Genomic DNA, 25,277 nt, shown 5'->3' on the forward strand with positions numbered 1-25,277 from the left:
AATTTGTCGGGGTCAGTCCAGAGCGTGGGAACGATCAGAACAGACTCAGTTGTAGTGCTTTTTGCCCCAGGCGAGCAGCCCTTGCAGCAATTCCTTCAGCACCACCCGCGTCGGCTCCGCCAGATCGGCGCGGTAGCGGAACGGTTCGAACTCTTCCATATACGTGCACTGGCCCAGCTCCAGTTGCACGGCGTGGATGTTCTCGGCCGGGTTGCCGTAGTGACGGGTAATGTGGCCGCCCTTGAAGCGTCCGTTCAGCACATGGCTGTAGGCGTCGTGGCGGGCGCAGATCGCTTCCAGTTGCATGGCCAGTTGTGGATCGCAACTGGCGCCATTGAAGGTGCCAAGGTTGAAATCCGGCAGCTTGCCATCGAACAGGTGCGGGATGATCGAACGAATCGAGTGCGCATCGAACAGCAGCGCATAACCGAACTCGGCCTTCAGCCGCGCCAGCTCTTCCTGCAAGGTGCGGTGGTACGGCGTCCAGATCTGCTCCAGATACGTCGCACGTTCTTCTTTCGACGGCTCCTGCCCTTCCTTGAACAATGGAATGCCATCGAACAATGTCGCCGGGTACAGACCGGTGGTGGCGCCGGCGTACAGCGGTTTGTCGTCGGACGGCCGGTTCAGGTCGATCACGAATCGCGAGTACTCGGCCGCCAGGGTGCTGGCGCCCAGTTCGGCGGCGAAGTCGTAGAGCTGCGGAATGTGCCAGTCGGTGTCCGGCAGGCTTTTCGCGTCCGGGATCAACCCGGCCTCGACTGCCGGAGTCAGGCGCACACCGGCGTGGGGCATGCTGATCAGCAGCGGCACGCGACCTTGTTTGAAGTTCAGAACCTTATCCACAACCGCTCTCCTACAGACTTGATTCAACGCCGTGACGCACGACGCGTTTGTCCAGTTCACCACCGAGCCAGTAAGCCAGATCCGCCGGCCGGTCGATCTGCCAGGCGACAAAATCCGCGACCTTGCCGGCTTCCAGTGAGCCGTGGGTATCAGCCATGCCCAAAGCTTGCGCCGCGTGAATGGTGGCGCCGGCCAGGGCTTCTTCCGGGGTCATGCGGAAGCAGGTGCAGGCCATGTTCAGCATCAGGCGCAATGACAGCGCCGGCGAGGTGCCGGGGTTGAGGTCGCTGGCGATGGCGATTTTCACTTTGTGTTTGCGCAGGGCTTCCATCGGCGGCAATTGGGTTTCGCGCAGGAAGTAGAACGCACCCGGCAATAGCACCGCGACGGTGTCGGATTCGGCCATGGCGATGGCGTCGGCTTCGTCCATGAACTCCAGGTGATCGGCGGACAATGCGTGGTAGCGCGCCGCGAGGCTGGAACCGTGCAGCGACGACAATTGTTCGGCGTGCAGCTTCACCGGCAGCCCGAGTTTTTGCGCGGCGATGAACACCCGCTCGACCTGCCCCGGGGAGAACGCCAGGTATTCGCAGAACGCATCCACCGCATCCACCAGCCCTTCGGCGGCCAGCGATGGCAGCATCTCGGCGCAGATGTGATCGATGTAATCGTCGGCGCGGTCCTTGTATTCAGGCGGCAATGCGTGGGCGGCCAGGCAGGTACTGCGCACGCTGATCGGCAGCTCGGCGGCGAGGCGACGGATGACCCGCAAAATCTTGCGCTCGCTGGCCAGATCGAGGCCGTAGCCGGACTTCATTTCGACCGTGGTCACGCCGTCGCGCATCAGGCTTTTCAGGCGTTTGGCGGCGCTGGCGAACAGCTCGTCTTCCGAGGCTTCGCGGGTGGCGCGCACGGTGCTGGCGATGCCGCCGCCGGCCGCTGCGATCTCCGCGTAGCTGACGCCTTGCAGACGCTTCTCGAATTCGCCGCTGCGGTTGCCGCCGAACACGGTGTGGGTATGGCAGTCGATCAGGCCGGGGGTGACCCACGCGCCTTGCAGGTCATTGACCGCCGGGTATTCACCTGACGGCAATTGGCTGCGCGGGCCGATCCACTCGATGAGTGCACCGGACGTCACGATGGCCGCATCCTCGATGATCGAGTAGACGCCTTGCGCCATGGTTGCGACGTGGCAGTGTTGCCAGAGGGTTTTCACTGTAGGCCTCCGTTGGATTCTGTTTGGTGGGCAGCCTTCAAAAGCCCCCTCACCCTAACCCTCTCCCGAAGGGAGAGGGGACTGACCGCGTTGTTCTTTCGAGGTACATCGACCTGAAATACCGAGTCGAACTCAAGTCTGGAAAATCATGAAGATCTGCTCCCTTTCCCCTCTTCTCCGGATCTGTTTGGTGAGTAGCCTTCAAAGCCCCCTCACCCTAGCCCTCTCCCGGAGGGAGAGGGGACTGACCGGGTTGTTCTTGCGAGGTACATCGACCTGAAATTCTTGAGTCGAACTCAGGTTCTGAAAACGATGAAGATCTGCTCCCTTTCCCCTCTCCCCCTTGGGGGAGAGGGCTGGGGTGAGGGGGATCGGTTTCCCGGACGACAAAAATCCCCCTTGAAAAACGCTTACAAACTAGGCAGCAGTTTCGCCGGAACCAGTTCAGTCAGAACCCGCGAAGCCAGCAACTCGGTCGCCGCATTGATGTCCGGCGCAAAGAAGCGGTCTTTCTCGTAGAACGGCACTTCGCGACGCAGAATCCCTCGGGCCTGTTCCAGTTTGGCCGAAGTCTTCAGGCCGTTGCGCAGGTCCAGACCCTGCACCGCCGCCAGCCATTCCACCGCCAGAATCCCGCGCGTGTTCTCGGCCATTTCCCACAGGCGCTTGCCGGCGGCCGGGGCCATCGACACGTGGTCTTCCTGGTTGGCGGAAGTCGGCAGACTGTCCACGGAATGCGGATGGGACAGTGCCTTGTTTTCGCTGGCCAGGGCCGCAGCGGTCACCTGGGCGATCATGAAGCCGGAGTTCACGCCACCGTTGGCCACCAGGAACGGCGGCAGTTGCGACATGTGCTTGTCCATCATCAACGAGATACGGCGCTCGCTAAGGGAGCCGATTTCGGCAATGGCCAACGCCATGTTGTCAGCGGCCATGGCCACGGGTTCGGCGTGGAAGTTGCCGCCGGAAATCACGTCGCCTTCGGCCGCGAACACCAGCGGGTTGTCGGATACGGCGTTGGCTTCGACAGCCAGCACTTCGGCAGCCTGACGGAACTGGGTCAGACACGCGCCCATGACTTGCGGCTGGCAACGCAGCGAGTACGGATCCTGAACCTTCTCGCAGTTCTGGTGCGAGTCGGAGACTTCGCTGCGCTCGCCCAGCAGATCGCGGTAAGCGGCAGCGGCGTCGATCTGGCCTTTCTGGCCACGGGCGGCGTGGATGCGCGCATCGAACGGCGAACGCGAACCGAGTACCGCTTCCACCGTCAGACCGCCCAGCGCCAGTGCGCCGGCGAACAGGTCTTCACCTTCGAACAGACCGCGCAAAGCGAATGCGGTGGACACCTGAGTACCGTTGAGCAGCGCCAGACCTTCTTTGGCCGCCAGCGTCAGCGGCGTCAGACCGGCGACTTTCAGCGCTTCGGTCGCTTCCATCCACTCGCCCTTGTAGCGCGCCTTGCCCTCGCCCAGCAGCACCAGCGACATGTGCGCCAATGGCGCGAGGTCACCGGAGGCACCGACCGAACCTTTCAACGGAATGTGCGGATAGACCTCGGCGTTGATCAGGGCGATCAGCGCATCGATCACCACCCGACGGATACCGGAGAAACCACGGCTGAGGCTGTTGACCTTGAGCACCATGATCAGGCGCACCAGCTCATCGCTGATCGGCTGGCCGACGCCGGCGGCGTGGGACAGCACCAGCGAGCGCTGGAGATTTTCCAGGTCTTCGCTGGCGATGCGGGTCGAGGCCAGCAAGCCGAAACCGGTGTTGATGCCGTAGGCGGTGCGGTTTTCCGCGAGGATCTGCTCGACGCAGGCCACGCTGGCCTCGATCTGCGCGCTGGCGCTGTTGTCGAGGGTCAGCTTGACCGGGTTCTGATAAACGTCACGCAGTTGGGCCAGGCTCAGTTGGCCGGGGATCAGGTTCAGCGCAGTCATTTAAATGCTCCTTTTGAGGCATTGTTATTAACTACCAGTCGCTCCGGAGCATTCCGTTATCCGTCGCCTCTCGTCTTTTGGACGATCCGCGCCTTGGCACGCTGGTATGGGTAGTTGTCAGTGCAAATTCGGTAATGCGTTGTGCAGCAGATCCGTGTCTTTCAGAACGCTTGCGGCAGCGGCGATATCCGGCGCCAGCCAGCGGTCCTGATCGTAGGCCGGGACTTTTTCGCGCAGCAGTCGCCAGGCGGTATCGGTGCCCGCGCCGAAGCGCTGTTCCTTGAGGAATTCAAACGCCTGGGCCGCCAGCAGGTACTCGATGGCGAGGATCTGCGTGCAGTTTTCCAGCGCGCGGTGCAGCTTCAGCGCGGCGTTGGTGCCCATGCTCAGATGGTCTTCCTGCAAGCCCGAGGTGACGTAGTTGTCGAGCACCGCCGGTTGCGCCAACTGGCGGTTTTCCGCGCACAGCGACGCGGCGACGTATTGCACGATCATCATCCCGGAGTTCACCCCCGGATTGGCCACCAGAAACGCCGGCAGACCGCTGACGTGCGGGTTGATCAGGCGATCCAGACGCCGCTCGGCAATCGAGCCGATTTCGGCCATTGCAATGGCCAGCAGATCCGCCGCCAGCGCTACCGATTGCCCGTGCGGGTTGGCCTGGGACATCACCCGGAAATCGTCCGGCGTGCCCAGCAGCAACGGGTTGTCGGTGCAGCCGTTGAGCTCGGTTTCGATCTGTTTGATCGCGTGTTCCAGTTGATCGCGGGCGGCGCCGTGCACCTGCGGGATCGAACGGATGCTCAGTGCATCCTGGGTGCGAATGCCTTTGCTGGCGGCGATCACTTCGCTGCCATCGAGCAAGGCGCGCAGATTGACGCCCACCTGCTGCATGCCCGGATGCGGCTTGAGCGCGATGATCTCGGCATCGAACGCGGCGATCTGGCCGCGCTGGGCTTCGAAGCTCATGGCGCCGATCACGTCGGCCCATTGCACCAGACGCGTGGCGTCGGCAATCGCCAGGCAACCGAGGCCGGTCATGCACGGCGTGCCGTTGACCAGGCACAGGCCGTCCTTCGCCCCGAGCTGCACCGGTTGCAGGCCTTCTTCGGCCAGCGCCTGCTGCGCAGAAACCACTTGCCCGCGATAGCTGACATTGCCCACACCCAGCAGCGCGATGCCGATGTGCGCCATGTGGGTCAGGTAACCCACCGAACCCTGGGACGACACTTGCGGAGTGATGCCGCGATTGAGCAGTGCCAGCAGCGCTTCGACCACCCGGCGATGAATGCCGGATTTGCCGTGGCTGTAGTTGCGGATCGCCGAGCACATGATTGCGCGGGTCTGCTCATCGGCCAGCACCGGACCGACGCCGCAGGCATGGCTGAGCAAGGTGTTGCGCGACAGCTGGCTGAGCTGTTCGTCTTTCAGCGAGACGTTGCACAGCGCACCGAGCCCGGTGTTCACGCCATAGGCGCGCTCGCCGCTGGCGACGATGCGCTGGACGATGCCCTGCGCGTTTTCAATGCGCGCCCAGGTCTGCGCCGACAGCTCGAGCTGCGCGCCGTGACGGGCGACTGCGACCACATCCTGCCAACGCATCGGAGCGTCGGCGATAACGATTTTTTCAGCCTGGGACATCACTAACCTCGTGCGTACAACCTGAATATTGATGCAGCTCCACCGCCACCATCGCTGGCAAGCCAGCTCCCACAGTTTCCGTGGTGTACACACTATCTGTGCAACAACGCCTGACCCTGTGGGAGCTGGCTTGCCAGCGATGGGGCCAGTAAATTCACCGCAAACGTTTAAACCACCGCCGCCCGCCGCTGCACGAAGCGGTCGACATACTCGTCCGCCGGCGAATGCAGGATCTCTTTCGGCGTGCCGACCTGGATCAGGCGGCCGTCCTTGAGGATCGCGATGCGGTTGCCAATGCGCACGGCCTCGTCGAGGTCGTGGGTGATGAAAACGATGGTCTTGTGCAGGGTCTTTTGCAGCTCCAGCAACTGATCCTGCATCTCGGCGCGGATCAGCGGATCCAGCGCACTGAACGCTTCGTCCATCAGGATGATGTCGGTGTCTGCCGCCAGGGCGCGGGCCAGGCCCACACGCTGGCGCATGCCGCCGGAGAGCTGGTGCGGGTATTTGTTTTCGTAGCCCTTGAGGCCCACGGTGTTGATCCAGTGCAGCGCGCGTTCGGCGCACAGCTGCTTGCTCTCGCCGCGCACTTTCAGGCCGTAGGCGACGTTGTCGAGGACGGTCTTGTGCGGCAGCAGGCCAAAGCTCTGGAACACCATGCTGATCTTGTGCCGGCGAAATTCGCGCAGGGCTTCCATGTCGTATTGCAGGATGTCCACGCCGTCCACCAGGATCGCGCCGCTGGTCGGGTCGATCAGGCGGTTGAAGTGGCGCACCAGTGTCGACTTGCCGGAGCCGGACAGGCCCATGATCACGAAGATCTCGCCGGTACCGATGCTCAGGGACAAGTCGTTGACCCCGACCACGCAACCGGTTTCGTTCAGCACCTGATCCTTGGTCTTGCCCTGGCCGACCATCGCCAGGGCGTCCGAGGCGCGGTTGCCGAAAATCTTGAAGACGTTTTTGACTTCGATCTTGCTCACGGTTGCGTTGCTCATTTGCTCACCTCATGCCGTGGCCGACCATACGCCTGGGTAATGCGGTCGATGACCACTGCGAGAATCACGATCGCCAGACCGGCCTCAAGACCGCGTCCGACGTTGAGGGTCTGAATGCCCACCAGCACATCTTCACCCAGGCCACGGGCGCCGATCATCGAGGCGATCACCACCATCGACAGGGCCATCATGGTGGTCTGGTTGATCCCGGCCATGATGCTCGGCAGGGCCAGCGGCAGTTGCACGCCGAACAGTTGCTGCCAGCGGTTGGCGCCGAAGGCGTTGATCGCTTCCATCACTTCGCCGTCGACCTGGCGGATGCCCAGATCGGTCAGGCGGATCAGCGGTGGTGCGGCGTAAATCACGGTGGCGAAAATCGCCGGCACCTTGCCCAGGCCGAACAGCATCAGCACCGGAATCAGGTACACGAAGCTCGGCATGGTCTGCATGATGTCGAGCAGCGGCATCAGCACCGAACGCAGGCGATTGCTGCGCGCCGAGAGAATCCCCAGCGGTACGCCGATCAGCACCGAAATGACCGTCGCCACCATCATCAGCGCGAGGGTCTGCATCAACTTGTCCCACAGACCGACAGCGCCGACCAGGAACAGCAGACCGACGATCACGGCGGTGGTCACGACTTTGCGCGTTGCATGCCAGGCCACGACACCGACGATGGCCAGCATCAACCACCACGGCGCGGCGCGCAGCAGGCCTTCAAGATTGACGATGGCCCACAGCAGGGTGTCGGAGATATGGCGGAACACATCGCCGTAGTTGGTGACCAGCGCATCGACCCAACCGTTGACCCAGTCGGCGATGGAAAAGGTAAAGCTTTCGGGAAACATAAGCGGCTCTCAATCAGGAAACTCAATCAAGCGATTGCGGCGAACACCCCGGCCAGCCTCTCGGTTGGCCGGGAGGAATTCGACCTACAGCGCCGCGTCGATTTTCTTGGCAGCGCCTTCACTCACCCACGCGTGCCAGACCTCAGGATGTTCCTTGAGGAAGATTTTCGCCAGTTTTGGCGACTCGATACGTTCCTTCGCCATACGGCCCAGGTTCTGGTTCAGCAGGTCGATCGGCAGGTTGACCTTTTCCAGCACGGCCACCAGTTCCGGCGCTTGCTCGTGGAAGGTCTTGGACAGACCGACCTTGATGGTCACGGTCTTGTCGACGCCCGCTTTCTCTTCCAGTTTCACCGCGTCGATCTGCCCCATCAGCGGGGTTGGCGACCAGTAGTAGAACAGGATCGGCTCGCCACGCTTGTAGCTCGACAGCACGGCCGCATCCAGCGCCGGACCGGTGCCCGGACGGAAGTTGGTGTAGCTGTTTTCCAGGCCGTAGCTTTTCAGCATTTCGCTGTTGTCCAGCTCGCAGGTCCAGCCGGCCGGGCAGTTGTAGAAGCGGCCTTTGGAAGGCTCTTCGGCGTCTTTGAAGACAGCGGCGTATTTGCCCAGGTCGGCGATGTTTTTCAGGTCCGGCGCCTTGGCTTCGAGTTTGCGTTTGGCGTCGCCTTCGATCACGTAGCGCGGCACGTACCAGCCTTCGATGGCACCCACCACCGGGGCGCCGACACCGACGACCTTGCCGGCCTTCTCGGCCTTGTTCCAGACCTCGCTGCGGCCGACCCATTCTTCGGCGAAGATCTGGATGTCGTTGCTGCTCAGGGCGTTTTCCATGGTGATGGAGTTGCCCGGCAGGCTGTCGGTCTTGCAGTCGTAACCTTTCTCCAGCACCACTTGCAGAACGTCGGTCAGCAGCATGCCGCTTTCCCAGTTCAGGCCGGCGAATTTCACCGGTTTGCCGGACTCGCACCAGCCGGCGGCCTGGGTCGCGCCGGCGCTGGCCAGCAGGCCCATGGAAAGCAATGTGGTCAGCAGGGTCTTGTTCGATTTCATTGTTGTGACGCTCCTAATCATGAATTGGCTTACGGCAGTCAAGAGGCATCCAGCCCTGTCCACGTCCAAATCAGGCCTGCGCCGCAGCGCGACCGGCCCCGTTTGTTTTAGGTTGTACAACGCTGTCCTGCTCGACGGGCAGAATCAGTCGATCGGGTACGGTGCCGTGCCATTTTTTCGCGCAGACGTAGTACAGCGCTGCGGGCAACACGAGACCGATGATCCAGGAAATATCCACATCCCCCAGGGCCGCTACCAATGGACCGGTATAGAACTTGGTGGAAATGAACGGCAGTTGCACCAGCACCCCGAACACATAAACGCTGATACCGAGGATGTTCCAGCGGCCGTAGCGACCGTTCGGATCCGCCAGCGCCGGTACGTCGTAGCGCTCGCGGGTGATGCAGTAGTAGTCCACCAGGTTGATCGCGCTCCACGGCGTGAAGAACGCCAGCAGGAACAGGATGAAGGACTTGAACGCACCGAGGAATGAATGCTGGCCGAGCAGCGCGATCAGGGTCGCCGCGCCGACGATCACCAGCACGAACACCAGACGCTGCATCCGGGTGACCGTCAGGTGGCCACGGAAGCCGCTGATGATGGTCGCGATGCACATGAAGCTGCCGTAGGAGTTCAGGGTGGAGATGGTGACCTTGCCGAACGCGATGCTGAAATACAGCAGCGCGGCGGTGGCACCGGTCCCGCCCAGACCCACGATGTAAGCGACTTCATGACCGGCGAATTGCCCGTTGGCCGAAGCGGCCGCGAACACACCGAGGATCATCGCCACCTGCGCACCAATCACCGAACCGGCACCGGCGGCGAAAAAGGTTTTCACCGACGACACCTTGCTCGGCAGGTAGCGCGAGTAGTCCGCCACGTACGGGCCGAAAGCGATCTGCCAGGAGGCCGCGAGCGACACCGCCAGCAGGAAACTGCTCCAGCTGAAGTGACGGATTTCAAGAAGTGCACCGACGTCCACCTGACTCATCAGACGGCTGAACAGGTACACGAAAGCAATCACGCCAATGACACTGGCGATGCGGCCGATCCAGTGAATCACCCGATAGCCGAGCACCGTGACCACGACGATGACGCTGGCGAAAAGCAGGATGCCGACGGTGTCGCTGACCCCGAACAACTGGCCCAGCGCCTGACCCGACAGCACGGTTCCGGTGGCGGTGAAGCCCAGGTACATCAGGCACACCAGCACGATCGGGATCGCCGCGCCGTAGACGCCGAACTGCACCCGGCTGGAAATCATCTGCGGCAGGCCAAGCTTCGGCCCTTGCGCCGCGTGCAGCGCCATCACCCCGCCGCCCAGCAGTTGACCGATCAGCAGACCGATCAACGACCAGAACACATCGCCGCCCAGCACCACGGCCAGGGCCCCGGTGACAATCGCGGTGATTTGCAGGTTGGCACCCATCCACAGGGTGAACTGACTGAACAGACGACCGTGTCTTTCCGCTTCCGGGATGTAGTCGATCGAACGCCTTTCGATCAACGGTTTACTGCCTGCACGATCGGTGTTGCCCGCCATGATTCAACCTCTGTGGATTGTTTTAATTGTTCTGTCCGGTTTACTCGATTCCTGTGGGAGCGGGCTTGCCCGCGATGACGTCGGCACCTGCAACGTCAATTCCAGCAGTGCCGCCGCCATCGCTGGCAAGCCAGCTCCCACAGGTTCTTTATTTGCCGGTGATCATCGGCAGGTTCAGCCCTTGTTCCTTGGCGCAGTCGATGGCGATCTGGTAACCGGCATCGGCGTGACGCATGACGCCGGTACCCGGGTCGTTGTGCAGCACGCGAGCGATACGCTCGGCCGCTTCGTCAGTACCGTCGCAGACAATCACCATGCCCGAGTGCTGGGAGAAGCCCATGCCGACGCCGCCGCCGTGGTGCAGAGACACCCAGGTCGCACCGCTCGCGGTGTTCAGCAGCGCGTTGAGCAGCGGCCAGTCGGAGACTGCATCGGAGCCGTCCTGCATCGATTCGGTTTCACGGTTCGGGCTGGAGACCGAGCCGGAGTCGAGGTGGTCGCGACCGATCACGATCGGTGCCGACAGTTCGCCGCTGCGGACCATTTCGTTGAACGCCAGACCGAGCTTGGCGCGCAGGCCCAGGCCGACCCAGCAGATACGCGCCGGCAGACCCTGGAAGCTGATGCGCTCGCGCGCCATGTCCAGCCAGTTGTGCAGGTGGGCGTCGTCCGGGATCAGTTCTTTGACTTTGGCGTCGGTCTTGTAGATGTCCTGCGGATCACCCGACAGCGCAGCCCAACGGAACGGGCCGATGCCACGGCAGAACAGCGGACGGATGTAGGCCGGTACGAAGCCCGGGAAATCGAATGCGTTTTCGACGCCTTCTTCCTGAGCCATCTGACGGATGTTGTTGCCGTAGTCGAAGGTCGGCACGCCCATCTTCTGGAAGTCGAGCATGGCTTTGACGTGAACGGCCATCGACTGCTTGGCGGCCTTGACCACAGCGGCTGGCTCGGTCTTGGCGCGAGCGCGGTATTCGTCCCAGGTCCAGCCGGCCGGCAGGTAACCATTGAGTGGGTCGTGGGCGCTGGTCTGGTCGGTGACCATGTCCGGGCGCACGCCGCGCTTGACCAGTTCCGGAAGGATTTCAGCGGCGTTGCCGCACAGGGCGATGGAAACAGCCTTGCCTTCGGAGGTGTATTTGGCGATGCGGGCCAGCGCGTCGTCGAGGTCTTTGGCCTGCTCGTCGACGTAGCGGGTCTTGAGGCGGAAATCGATGCTGATCTGCTGGCATTCGATGTTCAGCGAGCAGGCACCGGCGAGGGTCGCGGCCAGTGGCTGGGCGCCGCCCATGCCGCCGAGACCGGCGGTCAGTACCCACTTGCCGGTGAGGTTGTCGTTGTAGTGCTGGCGACCGGCTTCAACGAAGGTTTCGTAGGTGCCCTGGACGATGCCCTGGCTGCCGATGTAGATCCAGCTGCCGGCGGTCATCTGGCCGTACATGGCCAGGCCTTTGGCGTCGAGTTCGTTGAAGTGTTCCCAGGTCGCCCAGTGCGGCACCAGGTTGGAGTTGGCGATCAGTACGCGCGGGGCGTTGCTGTGGGTTTTGAACACGCCGACCGGCTTGCCCGATTGCACCAGCAGGGTTTCGTCTTCGTTGAGGTTGGTCAGGCTCTCGACGATCTTGTCGTAGCACTCCCAGTTACGCGCAGCGCGGCCGATGCCACCGTAGACCACCAGCTCTTTCGGGTTCTCGGCGACTTCCGGGTCGAGGTTGTTCATCAGCATGCGCAGCGGCGCTTCGGTCAGCCAGCTCTTGGCGGTCAGCTTGTTGCCGCGGGCGGCACGGATTTCGACGTCACGAAACTTAGTGGTTTTGTTGTCAGTCACGAAAAAGACTCCTCAGCGATCAATTCAAACCAACCCTGGCAGTGGGCAAGCAGCCTGTGCGCATCAGTGCGCAACAAGCGAATCAGTGGACGCTGCGGAGAGTCTCGATCGACTCATACGCATACGTCTTTACTTGTACATACAAGCATATGCAATCGAGCGGCCAACTTGTTGGAGGGTCGTTCAACAAAAATCCCGGACAGGGCTGCAGAGCGCCTGAATCAAGGGCTCTGGCGTTCATGAAATTTTTCGTGGGGTGGATTGAGGGCGGCGAGAGATTGTTACGAAAGCGTGGTTTTGCGCCACGCTGGGGCGTTCGGTAACAAGTTGGTGCGCATTTCGGGAACGTCGGGACGAAAAAAAACCGCTGCTTTCAAAGCAGCGGTTTTTGATCGTTCCCACGCAGAGCGTGTGAAGGAATCAGCGCGGGGACAGCTCAATCACGCAGCAACCGGCATTGACGGCAATCTCGGTCAAACCGGTGTTACCGTCCAGTTGCAGGCAGTCATGACGGCCGAGTTGCGACGCACTGTCACCGACCGTGACCTCCAGCAGTTCACTGACGCTGAAGACCAGCACGGTGCTTGCCGAACTGAAAAACCGCTGTTCGCCGTCCAGCCATTGCAGGCGTGCGCTGTAACGCTGGGGCGAGTAGATCAGGTTGAAGTCGCGGATTGCGCCACCGAGCAAGGTGCAGGACACCTGGCTTTCGCCGCTGAAGGCAAACGGGTCGAGGGGTAACAACGGCCGGGTATCGTCGCCGTCGACACACAGGGTCATGCCGTCGCCCTGCAATACCGTGATCACTCGCTGATAACCGGCGAAGGTCGAGAAGCCGCCGGATTCGGCGATGTCGGCAATCGACAGGCGCCAGCCAAATCCGTCGAGACCGGCGCCGGCGTCACGGGTGATTTCCTCGGTGCTGCCGCCGCCGTTTTTCCACGGCATGCGCGGGTAGCCTTCGGCGCGTAGAACCTTCAACTCGCTCATTTATGCTCTCTATTTATGCTTTTTATTTATGAAACCGACCTTCCAGACGATGACGGGAACCGGGGTGGATCAGGCGCGCCGCTGTCACCGGCTGACGACCCGACCACGTACGACGGCGGATCAGCAGGCAAGGCTCGCCTTTCTCGATCTGCAGCAATTTGCATTCGGACGCTTCGGCGAGGATCGCTTCGACCACGTGCTCGCCTTCGGTCAGCGGCGCGACCTGGTTCAGATAGGCGTAAGGCGTTTGCAGGGTGAAGTCCTGCTTGAGGTATTCCGGGGCGACCAGCGCGTTGACGAAGCGGTCTTCGATCTGCACCGGAATGTCGTTTTCGTAATGCACGATCAGCGAGTGAAAGACCTTCTGCCCTTCGCGCATGTCCAGCGCCAGCGCGCGCTCGGAACCGGCGGCCTCTTCTTCCAGGGTGATTACCTGACAGGTGTGGCGATGGCCACGGGAGGCGATTTCGTCGGCGATGTTGTGCACTTCGAACAGTGCGGACTGGCTCTTCGGTTCGGCGACAAAAGTACCGACGCCTTGCATGCGTACCAGCAGACCGTCGGCGGTCATTTCCCGCAGCGCGCGGTTGATGGTCATGCGGCTGAAACCCAGCTGGCTGACCAGCTCGCTTTCCGACGGCACGCGGTAATGCGGCGGCCAGTTACCGCTGTCGATCTGCTGGGTGATCATCTGTTTGACGCGGGCGTACAAGGGCGCCGGACTGTCGCCCATGTTCGCGGCCAACGGGGAGACTGGAGGCGGAGTCGGCACGGTGGATCCCTGTTCATTGGATGAAAGTTGCTAGCTTGCCGGAGTTTACCGGGCAGGCAAACGTCTGTATATGTATATACAAATAACACACGATGGGGTGCTGAACCATGTCCGCCTTCTTTGCCGAACGCGCGCTGCTGCCTAACGGATGGGCCAACAATGTACGTCTCGAGGTCAGCGCCGATGGCGTGTTGACCCGAATCCAGGCCGATTCCACCGCAGACGGCGCCGAACGGCTGAGCGGTCCGTTGCTGCCCGGGATGCCGAATCTGCACTCCCACGCGTTCCAGCGAGCGATGGCGGGACTGGCGGAAGTGGCCGGCAATCCCAACGACAGTTTCTGGACCTGGCGCGATCTGATGTATCGGCTCGTCGGAAAAATCAGCCCCGACCAGCTCGGTGTGATTGCCCGTCAGCTGTACATCGAAATGCTCAAGGCCGGTTACACCTCGGTCGCCGAATTCCATTACGTCCACCACGATCACAACGGCCAGCCTTACGCCGACCCGGCCGAACTGGCGTTACGCATCAGCCAGGCGGCCAGCTCGGCCGGTATCGGTCTGACATTGCTTCCCGTGCTCTATAGCCACAGCGGTTTCGGCGGCCAGACGCCGAACGAAGGCCAGCGCCGTTTCATCAACAGCACCGAAAACTACCTGAAGCTGCAATCGCGCCTGCAACCGTTGCTGGCGCAGCAAAAGGCGCAGTCGCTGGGCCTGTGCTTCCACTCGTTGCGCGCAGTCACGCCGCAGCAGATCAGCGAAGTGCTGGCAGCCAGCGACAAGCAATGCCCGGTGCACATCCACATCGCCGAACAACAGAAGGAAGTCGACGACTGCCTGAGCTGGAGCGGCCGTCGTCCGCTGCAATGGCTGTACGAAAACACCGAAGTCGATCAGCGCTGGTGCCTGGTCCACGCGACCCACGCCAATCCGGAAGAAGTCACGCTGATGGCCAAGAGTCGCGCCATCGCCGGCCTGTGCCTGACCACCGAGGCCAACCTCGGCGACGGGATTTTTCCGGCGGTGGATTTTCTCGCTCAGGGTGGGCGCATGGGCATCGGCTCCGACAGCCATGTGTCGTTGAGCGTTGTGGAAGAACTGCGCTGGCTGGAATACGGCCAGCGTCTGCGCGATCAGCGGCGCAATCGCCTATATGGCGCGGATCAACCGATGGTCGGCCGTACGCTGTATGACGCGGCGCTGGACGGTGGCGCTCAGGCGTTGGGCCAGCCGATCGGTGCGCTGGAAGTCGGCAAGCGTGCCGACTGGATTGTGCTCGATGGCAGCGATCCGTATTTGGCCACGGCCAGCGGTGACGGGATTCTGAATCGCTGGTTGTTTGCCGGTGGTGATCGTCAGGTGCGCGACGTGCTGGTCAACGGTCAGTGGGTCGTTCGCGAGGGGCGACATGCCGGGGAGGAGGACAGCAATCGCGCCTTCACCCAGGTCCTGCGAGAGCTTTTGGGCTGACACAAAAAAACCTGTGGAGGGCGACCTCCACAGGTTTTTTGTTGCGCGTCAGTTGGACGTCTTGGCCATCTGCTGATCCGAAGTACGCCAGATCAGGCGCGTGGTGTCGTAACCCTGCTGACGCGCCTTGCTCAGCAGTTCCTCACGCACCACACCGTTGACGGTCGGCGTGCGGGACAACAGCCACAGGTAGCGACGACTCGGGTCGCCGACGAGGGCGGTCTTGTAGTCATCGCTGACGTACAGCACCCAGTATTGACCCTTCGCCACACCCGGAATCAGACGCGAGAACCAGGTATCGAACTCGACCCACAGTTTGTCGGTCTTGCCCGGCACCTGTGGATAAGCCGTGCCTTTGACTTCTTCCCACGTCCAGTCCGCCGTCAGGCAGCGGTTGTACACCGCGATATTGCCGTCTGGCTTGAGGGAATAACGGGCTTCGGATTGCGCGCAATTGCGCTGGAAATACATCGGCAGACGCGCCAGTTCGTACCAGGTGCCCTGGTAACGCTTGAGATTGACACTGTTGACCGTCTTCGGCGCCAGCGGATCTTCACCGGTCGTGGCGCAGCCGGCCAATACCAGGCCGGCAAAAAGGACAAGCAATAACCGCTTCATTGTTTTTCTCCCGTGGGCGCGTAGCCCCGGTTTACTTCAGGCCTTGGCCGGAAAACATCAGCACTTTGTCACCGGCGTACTGCACGCTGATAAAGCTGTTCTTGTCGCCCCAGGTGCAACTGGACATGCCGAGCGCGCCCGAGCAATCGGTGGGCTTGCCAAGCAGCGTCTCCACTTCGGCCTTGGCCATGCCGGCCGAGAGCTTCGAATAGTTTTCCTGATTGACCTTGCTGCATGCGGCCAACAGCACGCAAAACGACAGCAGGGCGATAGATCGCAGCGACATGGTGTAACTCCTGGAACGGAAGGGGGATGGCATGGCGCCAACCAGAAGCTTAGAAGAGAAAACCCCTGTCTGGTTCCCTGGGAGGCTGGCTATTTGTTAGCCCGCTCGTCCGGCTTTCGCCGGTAAATCAGACAGTTTGTAAGGCTATTGAGCATTTCGTCGCATTTCGCAAAAGGCGCCTAATCTTTGGCGCGCCGCGGTCGAAATAAGAGCAGCGCAAAGCCCGATAGTGTGGCAAATTGCCGCCCTTTCTTGACCAGCCCCTTCGCGGTAGCTCACTTAATGACCAGAAACATGAAATTCAGCCACAAGATCTTGTTGGCTGCCGCCCTCGTGGTGGCCGTTGCGTTCGCCTGTTTCATTTTGTTCAACGACTATCGCCAGCGCGAAGCCCTGCAAAGCAGCACCGAAGCGTCGATGCAGGAACTGGGCAGCCTGACCACCAGCAACATCCAGACCTGGCTGGAAAGCCGCATCCAGTTGCTGCAATCGATGGCGCAACAGGTTGTCGCCGACGGCAACGCCCCGGCCAGCCTGAAACGCATCATCGACCTGCCCGCCTACACCGGCAATTTCCAGCTCAGCTACTTCGGCGGCGCCGACGGCGTGATGTTCTCGGTCCCGGCCGGCAACCGCGCACCGGATTACGATCCGCGCGCCCGTGGCTGGTACAAGGCAGCCAACGCTGCGCAACAGACCATCGTCACCGAACCGTACATCGCCGCCTCGTCGGGCAAACTGGTGATCACCGTCGCTACCCCGGTGCAGCGCCAGGGCCAGATGATTGGTGTGGCCGGCGCCGACATTGATCTGTCGAGTGTCAGCGCGATCATCAACTCGCTGAACTTCGGCGGCCACGGTCACGCGTTCATTGTCGGTGCCGACGGCAAGATCCTGATCCACCCGGACAGCAAACTGGTGCTCAAGACTCTGGCCGAGGCCTATCCGAACGGTGCGCCGAAAGTCAGCCCGGGCCTGAAAGAAGTCGAGTTCGACGGCAAGACCCAACTGATCTCCTTCACCCGCGTCAACGGCGTGCCGTCGGCCGACTGGTACGTGGCGCTGGTGCTGGACAAGGACACCGCGTTCTCGATGCTCAGCGAATTCCGCACCTCGGCGCTGATCGCCATGGTCATCGCCGTGGTCATCATCATCGCCCTGCTCGGCATGCTGATCCGCGTGCTGATGCAGCCGCTGCTGACCATGGGCCGCGCCATGCACGACATCGCCGAAGGCGAAGGTGACCTGACCAAACGCCTGACCATCCACGGCCACGATGAATTCGGTGCGCTGGGGCTGTCGTTCAACCGTTTCGTCGAGCGCATTCACACCTCGATCCGCGAAGTGTCCTCGGCCACCGGCCAGGTCAACGAAGTCGCCCTGCGCGTGGTCGCGGCGTCGAACTCGTCGATGTTCAACTCCGACCAGCAGGCCTCGCGCACCAACAGCGTGGCCGCCGCGATCAACCAGCTCGGCGCCGCCGCCCAGGAAATCGCCCAGAACGCCGCCCTCGCCTCGCAACACTCCAGCGATGCACGCAGCCTGGCCGAAGACGGCCAGCAGGTTGTGGATAAAACCATCCACGCGATGCAGCAGCTGTCGGCGAAAATCAGCGACTCCTGCGGCAACATCGAAACCCTGAACAGCAACACCGTGAACATCGGGCAGATTCTGGAAGTGATCACCAGCATCTCTCAGCAGACCAACCTGCTGGCGCTCAACGCTGCCATCGAAGCGGCCCGTGCCGGTGAAGCCGGTCGTGGCTTCGCCGTGGTCGCCGACGAAGTCCGCAACCTGGCGCACCGCACCCAGGATTCGGCGCAGCAAGTGCAGAAGATGATTGAAGAGCTGCAAGTCGGCGCGCGTCAGGCGGTCGGCATCATGACCGAGAGCCAGCGTGAGAGCGAAAGCAGCGTCGGCATCGCCAACCAGGCCGGCGAACGCCTGGGCAGCGTGACCCAGCGCATCGGCGAGATCGACGGCATGAACCAGTCGGTGGCGACGGCGACTGAAGAGCAGACGGCGGTGGTCGAGTCGATCAACGTCGACATCAACGAGATCAACACGCTGAACCAGGAAGGCGTGGAGAACTTGCAGGCGACGTTGCGGGCTTGTGCGGATCTGGAGCAGCAGGCTGCGCGGTTGAAGCAGTTGGTGGGTAGCTTCAGAATCTAAAGATCAAGGGCTACCCCCTCACCCCAACCCTCTCCCCCAAGGGGGCGAGGGGGAAAGGGAGCCGATCTCCATGCCTTTCAAATCTGGAGTTCGACTCTGGGCTTTCAGGTCGATGTATAGCGAAAGTACAACGCGGTCAGTCCCCTCTCCCTCCGGGAGAGGGTTAGGGTGAGGGCCGGTTTTTGAGGTTGCCGAAAAACGCCCTAAAACCGCGAACCCGGCTCTTTCAAAAACGCCAACTCCTCAACCGTAGACTCCCGCCCCAACACCGTATTGCGATGCGGAAACCGCCCAAACCGCGCAATCACCCGTTGATGCCGCTCGGCATAATCCAGGTTGTCGGCAAACACCCCACGCTCCGCCTCCGGCTGTTCAGCCACCAATTCAATGAATCGCGAAACCGCTTCATTCTGCACCGCGAGGTTTTCGCAGTGTTCGAAGACGAGGTAGATGAAGAGTCGCTGAATCGGTTTCAACTGCCGATCGAAGTCTGCAGCAATCCCCTGAGCAACCAGTTTCTGGGCCCGTAGATCGCCGGAAAAAGCCTTGGGCGTATCGCGAAAGATCATTCGCGGGAGTTGGTCGAGCAACAGCACCACCGCCAGCCAACCTTCGGGACGTTGCGTCCACTCGGTCAATTCGCCGGCGAGGGCCTGATCGACAAAGACCCCGAAACGCTCACGCGCTTCGAGGTCCTGGCTGTCTTTCTTGCCGAACCACAACCCGCCCTGTTGCGCCGTCACTTCAGTAGCCGATTCGGAGTGACCGAACCACCAATCGAGCAACGGCTGCCAGGGCGCGTTCATGGTTTATTCCTTGTGGTAAGCCGTAGCGCGGGCGACTTCTTCTTTCGAGCCGAGGAACACCGCCACGCGCTGGTGCAGGCCTTCAGGCTTGATGTCGAGAATGCGCTGGTGACCGTCGGTGGAAGCGCCGCCCGCCTGTTCCACCAGGAACGACATCGGGTTGGCTTCGTACATCAGACGCAGTTTGCCCGGCTTGGACGGCTCGCGGCTGTCGCGCGGGTACATGAACAGACCGCCACGGGTCAGGATGCGGTGCACGTCGGCAACCATCGCCGCGACCCAACGCATGTTGTAGTTCTTCTTCAGCGGGCCTTCTTCACCGGCCAGCAGTTCCGAAACGTAGCGCTGTACCGGAGCTTCCCAGTGACGCTGGTTGGACATGTTGATGGCGAATTCCTGGGTGCTTTCAGGAATGGTGATGTCTTCGTGAGTCAGGACGAAGCTGCCCATTTCGCGGTCCAGGGTGAAGCCTTTCACGCCGTGGCCCAGGGTCAGCACCAGCATGGTTTGCGGACCGTAGATGGCATAACCGGCGGCAACCTGCTGAGTGCCTGGCTGCAGGAAGGCCTTTTCATCCAGCGCTTCGTTCTGGCTCAGGTATTCGTTCGGGCAACGCAGCACGGAGAAGATGGTGCCGACCGGGGCGTTGATGTCGATGTTCGACGAACCGTCCAGCGGATCGAATACCAGCAGGTAGGCGCCTTTCGGGTATTTGCCGGGGATCTGGTAGGCGTTGTCCATTTCTTCGGACGCCATGCCGGCCAGGTGACCGCCCCACTCGTTGGCTTCGAGCAGGATTTCGTTCGACAGCACGTCGAGCTTCTTCTGCACTTCGCCTTGCACGTTTTCCGTGCCCATGCTGCCCAGAACACCGCCCAGGGCGCCTTTGGACACGGCGTGGCTGATCTCTTTACAGGCACGCGCCACCACTTCGATCAGGAAACGCAGATCGGCAGGAGTGTTGTTGCTGCGGGTCTGCTCAATCAAATAGCGACTCAGGGTAACGCGGGACATGGACGGCTCCGGTGGAATGGGGGGCTAAAAACCCGCGCAGTTTACAGGGAGTCTGAAACCGTAGCGAGCAATGACGCCCGGTAACGTGCGTCGGGTGCAATTCCTGCTATCAGACGTGATCGAACCGAGAGAGTTCAGGCACCGGATTCAGCGTAGTTGGAAACCCGACGGGTGTAGAGGCCACACCCGTCTTATTCAAGACTTGGCCGGCGGCTTGCGCAGCAGACTGAAGGCCATCGCGGCCAGAAACAGCACACTGAGCAACAACACCGCCCACAGGCCGAACTTCTTCCAGTTGGTGTCCGCCGTGGCCGAGGTGGTGGCCGTCGAAGTCTGGGTCGCCAGCGCGTCGCCCTGCACCGTGGCCTTGCCCAGCGTGGCCAGTTTCTCCGGTTTGAAATCGGGGATCAGCGTGGTCAGCGGCAGGTTCGCCGTCTTCACGGTCGGATTGCCCAGCGCCAGGCTGTACGGCCCTTCACCACGGGCAAGGAAGATCACCTGAGTGGCGCGCACCGCGTATTTCATGCTCGGCGCCTGTTCGCCGAGACCACCGCCGCGCTCGTCGACCGTCAGTTTCAACTGCTGCACGGTCTGCCCGTAGAGCTGCAATTCGTTCTGCACCACGTCCTGGCCATTCTGGGTCAGACGATAGAGCAAGCCGCTGCTCAGCGGTTGCCACGGCAGACTGCTTTCACGACGTCCCGACAGGGTCACCGGTGCCAGGCTGTTGGCTTGCTTCAGCTCGACCTGCACCCGCTCGATGTTCAGCCCCATCGGCAACTGCCAGGTGTATTCCCCGGGCTTGCCGCTGCTGCCAGCCAGCGCCGGCGACCAGACCAATGGCAGCGGCAGGTTACGCGGGTCGCTGCTTTTCAGTTGTGCCGACGTCAGGACCGGCGCCGAGGCCGGCGAATCCCACAGCAGACGCAGATACCGCGCCGATTGCCCCGGCAGCGCCACTTCATGTTGCTCGACCCGTTCGTCGGCAAAGGTCAGGCGCGCGACCTGGCCTTCGCCCCAGGCTTGCCAGTGCTGCAAGTCGTCGCTGGCCTCGATGCTGAAACGCTGGAAGCCGTCGCGCTCGCTGGTCCAGTCGAGGATCAGTTGCTGCAACGGCGCCTTGATCGCGCTGGCGTCGAGCAACCAGCCGCGCAGCACTTCCTCCCCGGCTTCAAGCTGGCTGGACGGCTGCACTTCCACCAGCGTGCCGGTGGTGGTGGATTGCACGCGAACACTCGGCGCCCGCTCGGTGGCATCCGCCGAGTTGTACAGCGGGAACCACTTCACTTCATGCAACCGGCCGTCATCGCGGGTCTGCGCTGATTCCCGGGCCAGCGCATAGGCCTGCGGTTCTCCGGCGGCGTTGAACACCCGCAGGTCGCTGAGATCGGTCTGACGTGCCTGCAACTGCACACTCAGCGGCAGTTCGAGGCGATACCACGGGCCTGCGCCACTGACCGACAACGGCACCTGCGCGGCGAAGTCAGCCGGTTTTTCCAGGGCGCCGGCCGTCATGGCCACGCCCAGCAACAGCCACCCGAGATTAAGCTTGCGACTCAAGACGACACTCCTTCGGTTTCCGGGGCCGGTTTGTCCGCCGCCGGTACAGCTTCGACGCGTTTGGGCGGCAGCGGCGCAAAGTAGCCCACCACCAGCAGCAACACGCCGACGCCGATGAACGAGACGATCCGGGCCAGTCCGCCACGGTTGCTCAATTCGACAAAAATCAGTTTGGCCACCACCAGCGCAATCAGCGCCGCGCCGATCAGCCACACTTCGCGGCGATGGCGCAGGTGCCCGCCGATCATCAGGCCGAGCGCCATCAGCGTCCAGACGATGGACAGACCGGCCTGCACCAGCATCGATTCGAGCAGCAGATCGAGCTCGAACGGAATCCCCGCCCAATGGTGCGCGGCTCGGGTGACCAGCGCGGTGCAGAACGCAAACAGCGAAACACCGGCAACCAACTGCGTCGCGTAAGCCGCGTAATCCTGGCGGATCGACAGCTCGGCAACGGCGCTGCGCGACCAGACGTAGACACCGAACAGCGCAAACAGCAGACCCAATTCCAGCGGGTTGAGCAGCGGCACATAAGGCAGCGGCTCGGCATTGCCATCGCTGACGCCATTGGCCAGCCAGAACCAGACCAGCATCAGCACCGCCAGCGGCGCCGCCGCGTACAGGCGATATTCACGAGGGAACGCTGCCACCGGCCACGGCCACTGACGCGGTGCGGCCATCAGCAACAGATACACGCTCGGCAGAATCGCCCAGCCCAGCCAGCGCCAGGCGTTGTATTGCTCGGACAACAGCAGCAGGCCGTAGCGCAACTCCAGCGCCAACACACCGATCAGCAGCCAGCAACCGAGCACATGCGCCGTGCTCAATGCCCGCGCCGGCAACAACGGCGCCAGGCGTAGCAGGCTGATGAAATGCACAACGAACACCGCCGCCCAGGCCAGCCAGCCGAAATCCGCCGCCGGGTGATAACGCGAGTGCCACGCGCCGAGCAACACCAATCCGGCCGCCGGAATCAGCACGGTGCAGAGCAACCCGAGCGACGGCCATTTCAGGCGCAGGGCCAACAGCGTCCACAACGCGACGCTTAGCGCGGCCACCAGCAGCAACAGCGGCGCCTGCAGATTCAATGGCGCAAACCGCAGCACTTCGCTGATCCACGCCAGCGCCCACCAACCAGCGCCCCACACCAGCAACACTTCGGACAGTCGCTGCAGACTCAGCACGTCGAACGCCGAGGCGTGATTGCCCAGTTGCAAGCGCCACGCCCCGATCATCGCCGCCAGGCCCAGCACCAGCGGCGTCCAGAATCCGCCATGGGCCAGCGGTCGCAGACCTTCGCTGGACAACGGCCCGAGCAGCTCGGGGCCGGCCAGCAAAAACGCTGCGCCGCCGATCAGTTGCAACAGCAGACCGAAAACAAAACTCACGCGCTGCTGGAGGTACAGACTGAGCCAGATGATCAGCAAGCCACTGGCCGCCCACACCGCACTCGCGGTCTGCCACGGCAGCACGAACAACACCGCCAGATTGATCAGCACCAGACCTGCCAGCAGCACCACCGACAAACCGCGCAGCAGACGAACATCGCTGCGCACCATCTCGTCGCGCGCGGCCAGCAGCATGCCGGCGATCAACGCCAGACCGATCAACGAGGCGCTGAGCAGACCGCTCCAACCGGCGCTGAACACGGCCGCCGAATCCTCGCCCGCCCCTTGCAGGCGCAACAGGAATAACGCCCCGCCGAGCAATTGCACAGCAAACGCGGTGAACAGGAACGTGCGCGATTGCAGGCGTAAACCGACGAACAAGGTCACCAGACCGGCCAGCGCCCAACTGATCGCCGTGCCGTGGGTGAAGAAAAACAGCGGCGCCAGCAGATAGAGGAAGGTCAGCCCCAAGCACGCCAGCACCGGCAAGCCCTGACGTTCCCACGGTGAGGTTTGCTCCGGCGACGCCTTGCGCATTTGATAGAAGCTGAACAGCAACGCCGCGCCGAGCATCAATGCGCCAAGCGGCGCTCCGTCGAGCAGGCTGCTTTCGCCAACGCGCAACTGACTGAGAAACGCCAGCGCCGAGCCCAGTTGCAGCAGCAACGCGAAGGCCCGGGCCAACGGCCGTTGCTGACGCAAGCCCAGCCAGAAAATCCCTGCGCCCTCCACCGCCCAGGCGGCGGAGGTCCAGCGCGCATCCAGCCCCAGCGGAATCGCTAGGCTGGCGAAAATCACCCCGAGTGCCAGACAAGTCTCACCCAGCAACAACGCCCGGCCGCCCATCAGCACTTTGGCGAGGGCCATGTAAATCATGCCCAGCGCCAGCGCGCTGAACGCCGCTGCAAATTCCAGATGCTGGACCAGCGCGAATTGCAGACCGAAACCTACCAGCGGCGGACCGAACAGCATTGTGCCGTCAACGTAATCGCCCTTGCGCGCCGACCAGTGCAGCAGCGCCTCACGATCGTCGTCTGCCGGGGCGTCCGGCATGTCCAGCAACTTGCGTCGGGCGAACAGCAGGCCGATGGCCAGGTACATCAGGAAGAACAGAATCAGGAACGGCTCGGTGCTCCACAGGAGCTCCGGCGTGTACGAGCGCAGGCCCCAGGCGAAACCGATGCCGAAGGTGCCGGCGAAGCCGATCAGGTTGAGCAGGCGCCAGGCCTTGAACCAGGCGATGGCCAGGATGCCGGCGTTGAGCAGCGCGAAATAACTGAACAACGCGACATGGTTGCCGGCGCCGGTCGACGTCAGAATCGGCGCGGCGAAACCGCCCAGCGCGGCGACGCAGGCCAGCGCCAGGGAATCCTGGGTAATGGCCAGAATGGCCGAGAACACCGTCACCGCCACCAGCAATCCCAGCGCGGCAGACGGATCGAGCAGCGGGTGCAGGCGCATCGCCGCGAACACCGTCAGGTACAACACCGCAATCCCGGTGCCTTGCAGCATCAAGGCGTAGCTGTTGTTGCGATGGCGCAACCACCAGCCCAGCGCCAGCAAGCCCAGCGCTGCCGCCGCGACCCCGGCGTAACGCAATTCGATCGGCACCACCATGCCTTCGGTGGCGTAGCGCAGCAGGAACGCCAGGCCGAAGAACAACAGCACCACGCCGACCCGCAGCACGGTGTTGCCACCGAACAGCCAGTTGCGCGCAGCGCTGATGCCGCGCTCGATAAGGTTCGGGCCACGAGGTTCGGCGGGCGGTTGTGGTTCGCGGGTGACGGGCTCCGGGCGCCAGACATCGACCGGCAGCGGCTGGCCGGGTTCGCTGGCAGCGACGGCGACAGGTTCGAGTTCGGGCGGCAGCTCCCAGACCAGCTCGGGTTCTGCGGCAGCGGGTTGTTCAAATACCGTGACAGGCTCAACAACTGTTTCGCTGGCCGGCGCGAAACTCGGCGTCTCTGGCGAATGCACCGGAGCACCCTCCAGCAAAAACAGACGCTGTTCGACGCCCTGCAATGCGATCTTCGCGTGATCCAGCTGACGCTGTTGCTCGGCAGCCTGTGAACCGAGCCGGGCAATGCGCATCGCCTGCCCGATGGCGAGCCCCAACAACGCGCCCAACAGCGCATCGCTGAACGACTCGTCGAGCAGCCAGCCGAGCAGCAGCCCGATCAACATGAACATCCATTGCATGGTCGATATCCCTGAGCAGCCCCGTGGCGGGGCGGAACCAAGGCTCAGTATATCGGCCCGACCCAACAATCGTGGGGC

19 protein-coding genes are annotated in these 25,277 nt (G+C 62.3%); 2 read left to right on the forward strand and 17 right to left on the reverse strand.

Annotated features, from left to right (window positions below; genetic code table 11):
* Positions 1 to 45: 45 nt before the first annotated feature.
* From hutG to hutC, 11 genes are all read right to left on the reverse strand, one after another.
* On the reverse strand, positions 46 to 846 hold the full coding sequence (gene hutG / locus M5G18_RS12745) for an N-formylglutamate deformylase (RefSeq protein WP_273900112.1): 801 nt from the start codon (positions 844 to 846) through the stop codon (positions 46 to 48).
* 10 nt (positions 847 to 856) lie between these two features.
* A complete protein-coding gene (gene hutI / locus M5G18_RS12750) occupies positions 857 to 2,062 on the reverse strand; it encodes an imidazolonepropionase (RefSeq protein WP_273900113.1) in 1,206 nt (401 codons plus the stop codon).
* 410 nt (positions 2,063 to 2,472) lie between these two features.
* Positions 2,473 to 4,005: a histidine ammonia-lyase gene (hutH, locus tag M5G18_RS12755; protein WP_127796658.1), complete on the reverse strand. Its 1,533-nt coding sequence runs from the start codon at positions 4,003 to 4,005 to the stop codon at positions 2,473 to 2,475.
* A gap of 117 nt (positions 4,006 to 4,122) precedes the next feature.
* Positions 4,123 to 5,646 (reverse strand): histidine ammonia-lyase, encoded by a 1,524-nt coding sequence (gene hutH, locus M5G18_RS12760; RefSeq protein ID WP_273900114.1) that lies wholly within the window; start codon positions 5,644 to 5,646, stop codon positions 4,123 to 4,125.
* Between the two features lie 167 nt (positions 5,647 to 5,813).
* Positions 5,814 to 6,644, reverse strand: a complete 831-nt coding sequence (locus M5G18_RS12765) for a quaternary amine ABC transporter ATP-binding protein (protein ID WP_085684013.1) — start codon at positions 6,642 to 6,644, stop codon at positions 5,814 to 5,816.
* Positions 6,641 to 7,492, reverse strand: a complete 852-nt coding sequence (locus M5G18_RS12770; protein ID WP_007952475.1) for an ABC transporter permease — start codon at positions 7,490 to 7,492, stop codon at positions 6,641 to 6,643. The genes M5G18_RS12765 and M5G18_RS12770 overlap by 4 nt, the downstream gene beginning before the upstream one ends.
* 84 nt (positions 7,493 to 7,576) lie before the next feature.
* Positions 7,577 to 8,545, reverse strand: a complete 969-nt coding sequence (locus tag M5G18_RS12775) for an ABC transporter substrate-binding protein (protein ID WP_273900115.1) — start codon at positions 8,543 to 8,545, stop codon at positions 7,577 to 7,579.
* 70 nt (positions 8,546 to 8,615) lie between these two features.
* On the reverse strand, positions 8,616 to 10,088 hold the full coding sequence (locus tag M5G18_RS12780) for a purine-cytosine permease family protein (RefSeq protein ID WP_273900116.1): 1,473 nt from the start codon (positions 10,086 to 10,088) through the stop codon (positions 8,616 to 8,618).
* 148 nt (positions 10,089 to 10,236) lie between these two features.
* Positions 10,237 to 11,919 carry a urocanate hydratase gene (hutU, locus tag M5G18_RS12785; protein ID WP_039764719.1) on the reverse strand — a complete coding sequence of 561 codons (1,683 nt, stop codon included), beginning with the start codon at positions 11,917 to 11,919 and terminating at the stop codon, positions 10,237 to 10,239.
* A 420-nt stretch (positions 11,920 to 12,339) separates the two neighbouring features.
* Positions 12,340 to 12,909: a HutD/Ves family protein gene (locus M5G18_RS12790; protein WP_273900117.1), complete on the reverse strand. Its 570-nt coding sequence runs from the start codon at positions 12,907 to 12,909 to the stop codon at positions 12,340 to 12,342.
* A 22-nt stretch (positions 12,910 to 12,931) separates the two neighbouring features.
* A complete protein-coding gene (hutC, locus tag M5G18_RS12795; RefSeq protein WP_170844914.1) occupies positions 12,932 to 13,642 on the reverse strand; it encodes a histidine utilization repressor in 711 nt (236 codons plus the stop codon).
* Positions 13,643 to 13,788: 146 nt separating this feature from the next.
* Here hutC and M5G18_RS12800 point away from each other — a divergent pair, with 146 nt between their 5' ends.
* Positions 13,789 to 15,153: a formimidoylglutamate deiminase gene (locus M5G18_RS12800; protein ID WP_085712792.1), complete on the forward strand. Its 1,365-nt coding sequence runs from the start codon at positions 13,789 to 13,791 to the stop codon at positions 15,151 to 15,153.
* 48 nt (positions 15,154 to 15,201) lie between these two features.
* Here M5G18_RS12800 and M5G18_RS12805 read toward each other — a convergent pair whose 3' ends face one another.
* Positions 15,202 to 15,771 (reverse strand): lipocalin family protein, encoded by a 570-nt coding sequence (locus M5G18_RS12805; protein ID WP_179692959.1) that lies wholly within the window; start codon positions 15,769 to 15,771, stop codon positions 15,202 to 15,204.
* Between the two features lie 31 nt (positions 15,772 to 15,802).
* Positions 15,803 to 16,057 (reverse strand): hypothetical protein, encoded by a 255-nt coding sequence (locus tag M5G18_RS12810; protein WP_007952486.1) that lies wholly within the window; start codon positions 16,055 to 16,057, stop codon positions 15,803 to 15,805.
* 282 nt (positions 16,058 to 16,339) lie between these two features.
* On the opposite strand from M5G18_RS12810, the gene M5G18_RS12815 reads away from it, so the two are divergent.
* Positions 16,340 to 18,232 carry a methyl-accepting chemotaxis protein gene (locus M5G18_RS12815; RefSeq protein WP_203546252.1) on the forward strand — a complete coding sequence of 631 codons (1,893 nt, stop codon included), beginning with the start codon at positions 16,340 to 16,342 and terminating at the stop codon, positions 18,230 to 18,232.
* 203 nt (positions 18,233 to 18,435) lie between these two features.
* Here M5G18_RS12815 and M5G18_RS12820 read toward each other — a convergent pair whose 3' ends face one another.
* The 4 genes from M5G18_RS12820 to M5G18_RS12835 form a co-directional block, all read right to left on the reverse strand.
* Positions 18,436 to 19,038, reverse strand: a complete 603-nt coding sequence (locus tag M5G18_RS12820; protein ID WP_273900118.1) for a DUF924 family protein — start codon at positions 19,036 to 19,038, stop codon at positions 18,436 to 18,438.
* A gap of 3 nt (positions 19,039 to 19,041) precedes the next feature.
* Entirely contained in the window at positions 19,042 to 20,052 is a 1,011-nt protein-coding gene (locus tag M5G18_RS12825) for a class 1 fructose-bisphosphatase (protein ID WP_007952492.1), read from the reverse strand.
* Positions 20,053 to 20,247: 195 nt separating this feature from the next.
* Positions 20,248 to 21,612, reverse strand: a complete 1,365-nt coding sequence (locus M5G18_RS12830) for a DUF3999 domain-containing protein (protein WP_273900119.1) — start codon at positions 21,610 to 21,612, stop codon at positions 20,248 to 20,250.
* Positions 21,609 to 25,199, reverse strand: coding sequence for a DUF2339 domain-containing protein (locus M5G18_RS12835; RefSeq protein ID WP_273900120.1), 3,591 nt, complete (start codon positions 25,197 to 25,199; stop codon positions 21,609 to 21,611). The genes M5G18_RS12830 and M5G18_RS12835 overlap by 4 nt, the downstream gene beginning before the upstream one ends.
* Positions 25,200 to 25,277: the final 78 nt, after the last annotated feature.

The sequence above is a fragment of the Pseudomonas aphyarum genome, assembly GCF_028657055.1.
GTDB lineage: Bacteria > Pseudomonadota > Gammaproteobacteria > Pseudomonadales > Pseudomonadaceae > Aquipseudomonas > Aquipseudomonas aphyarum.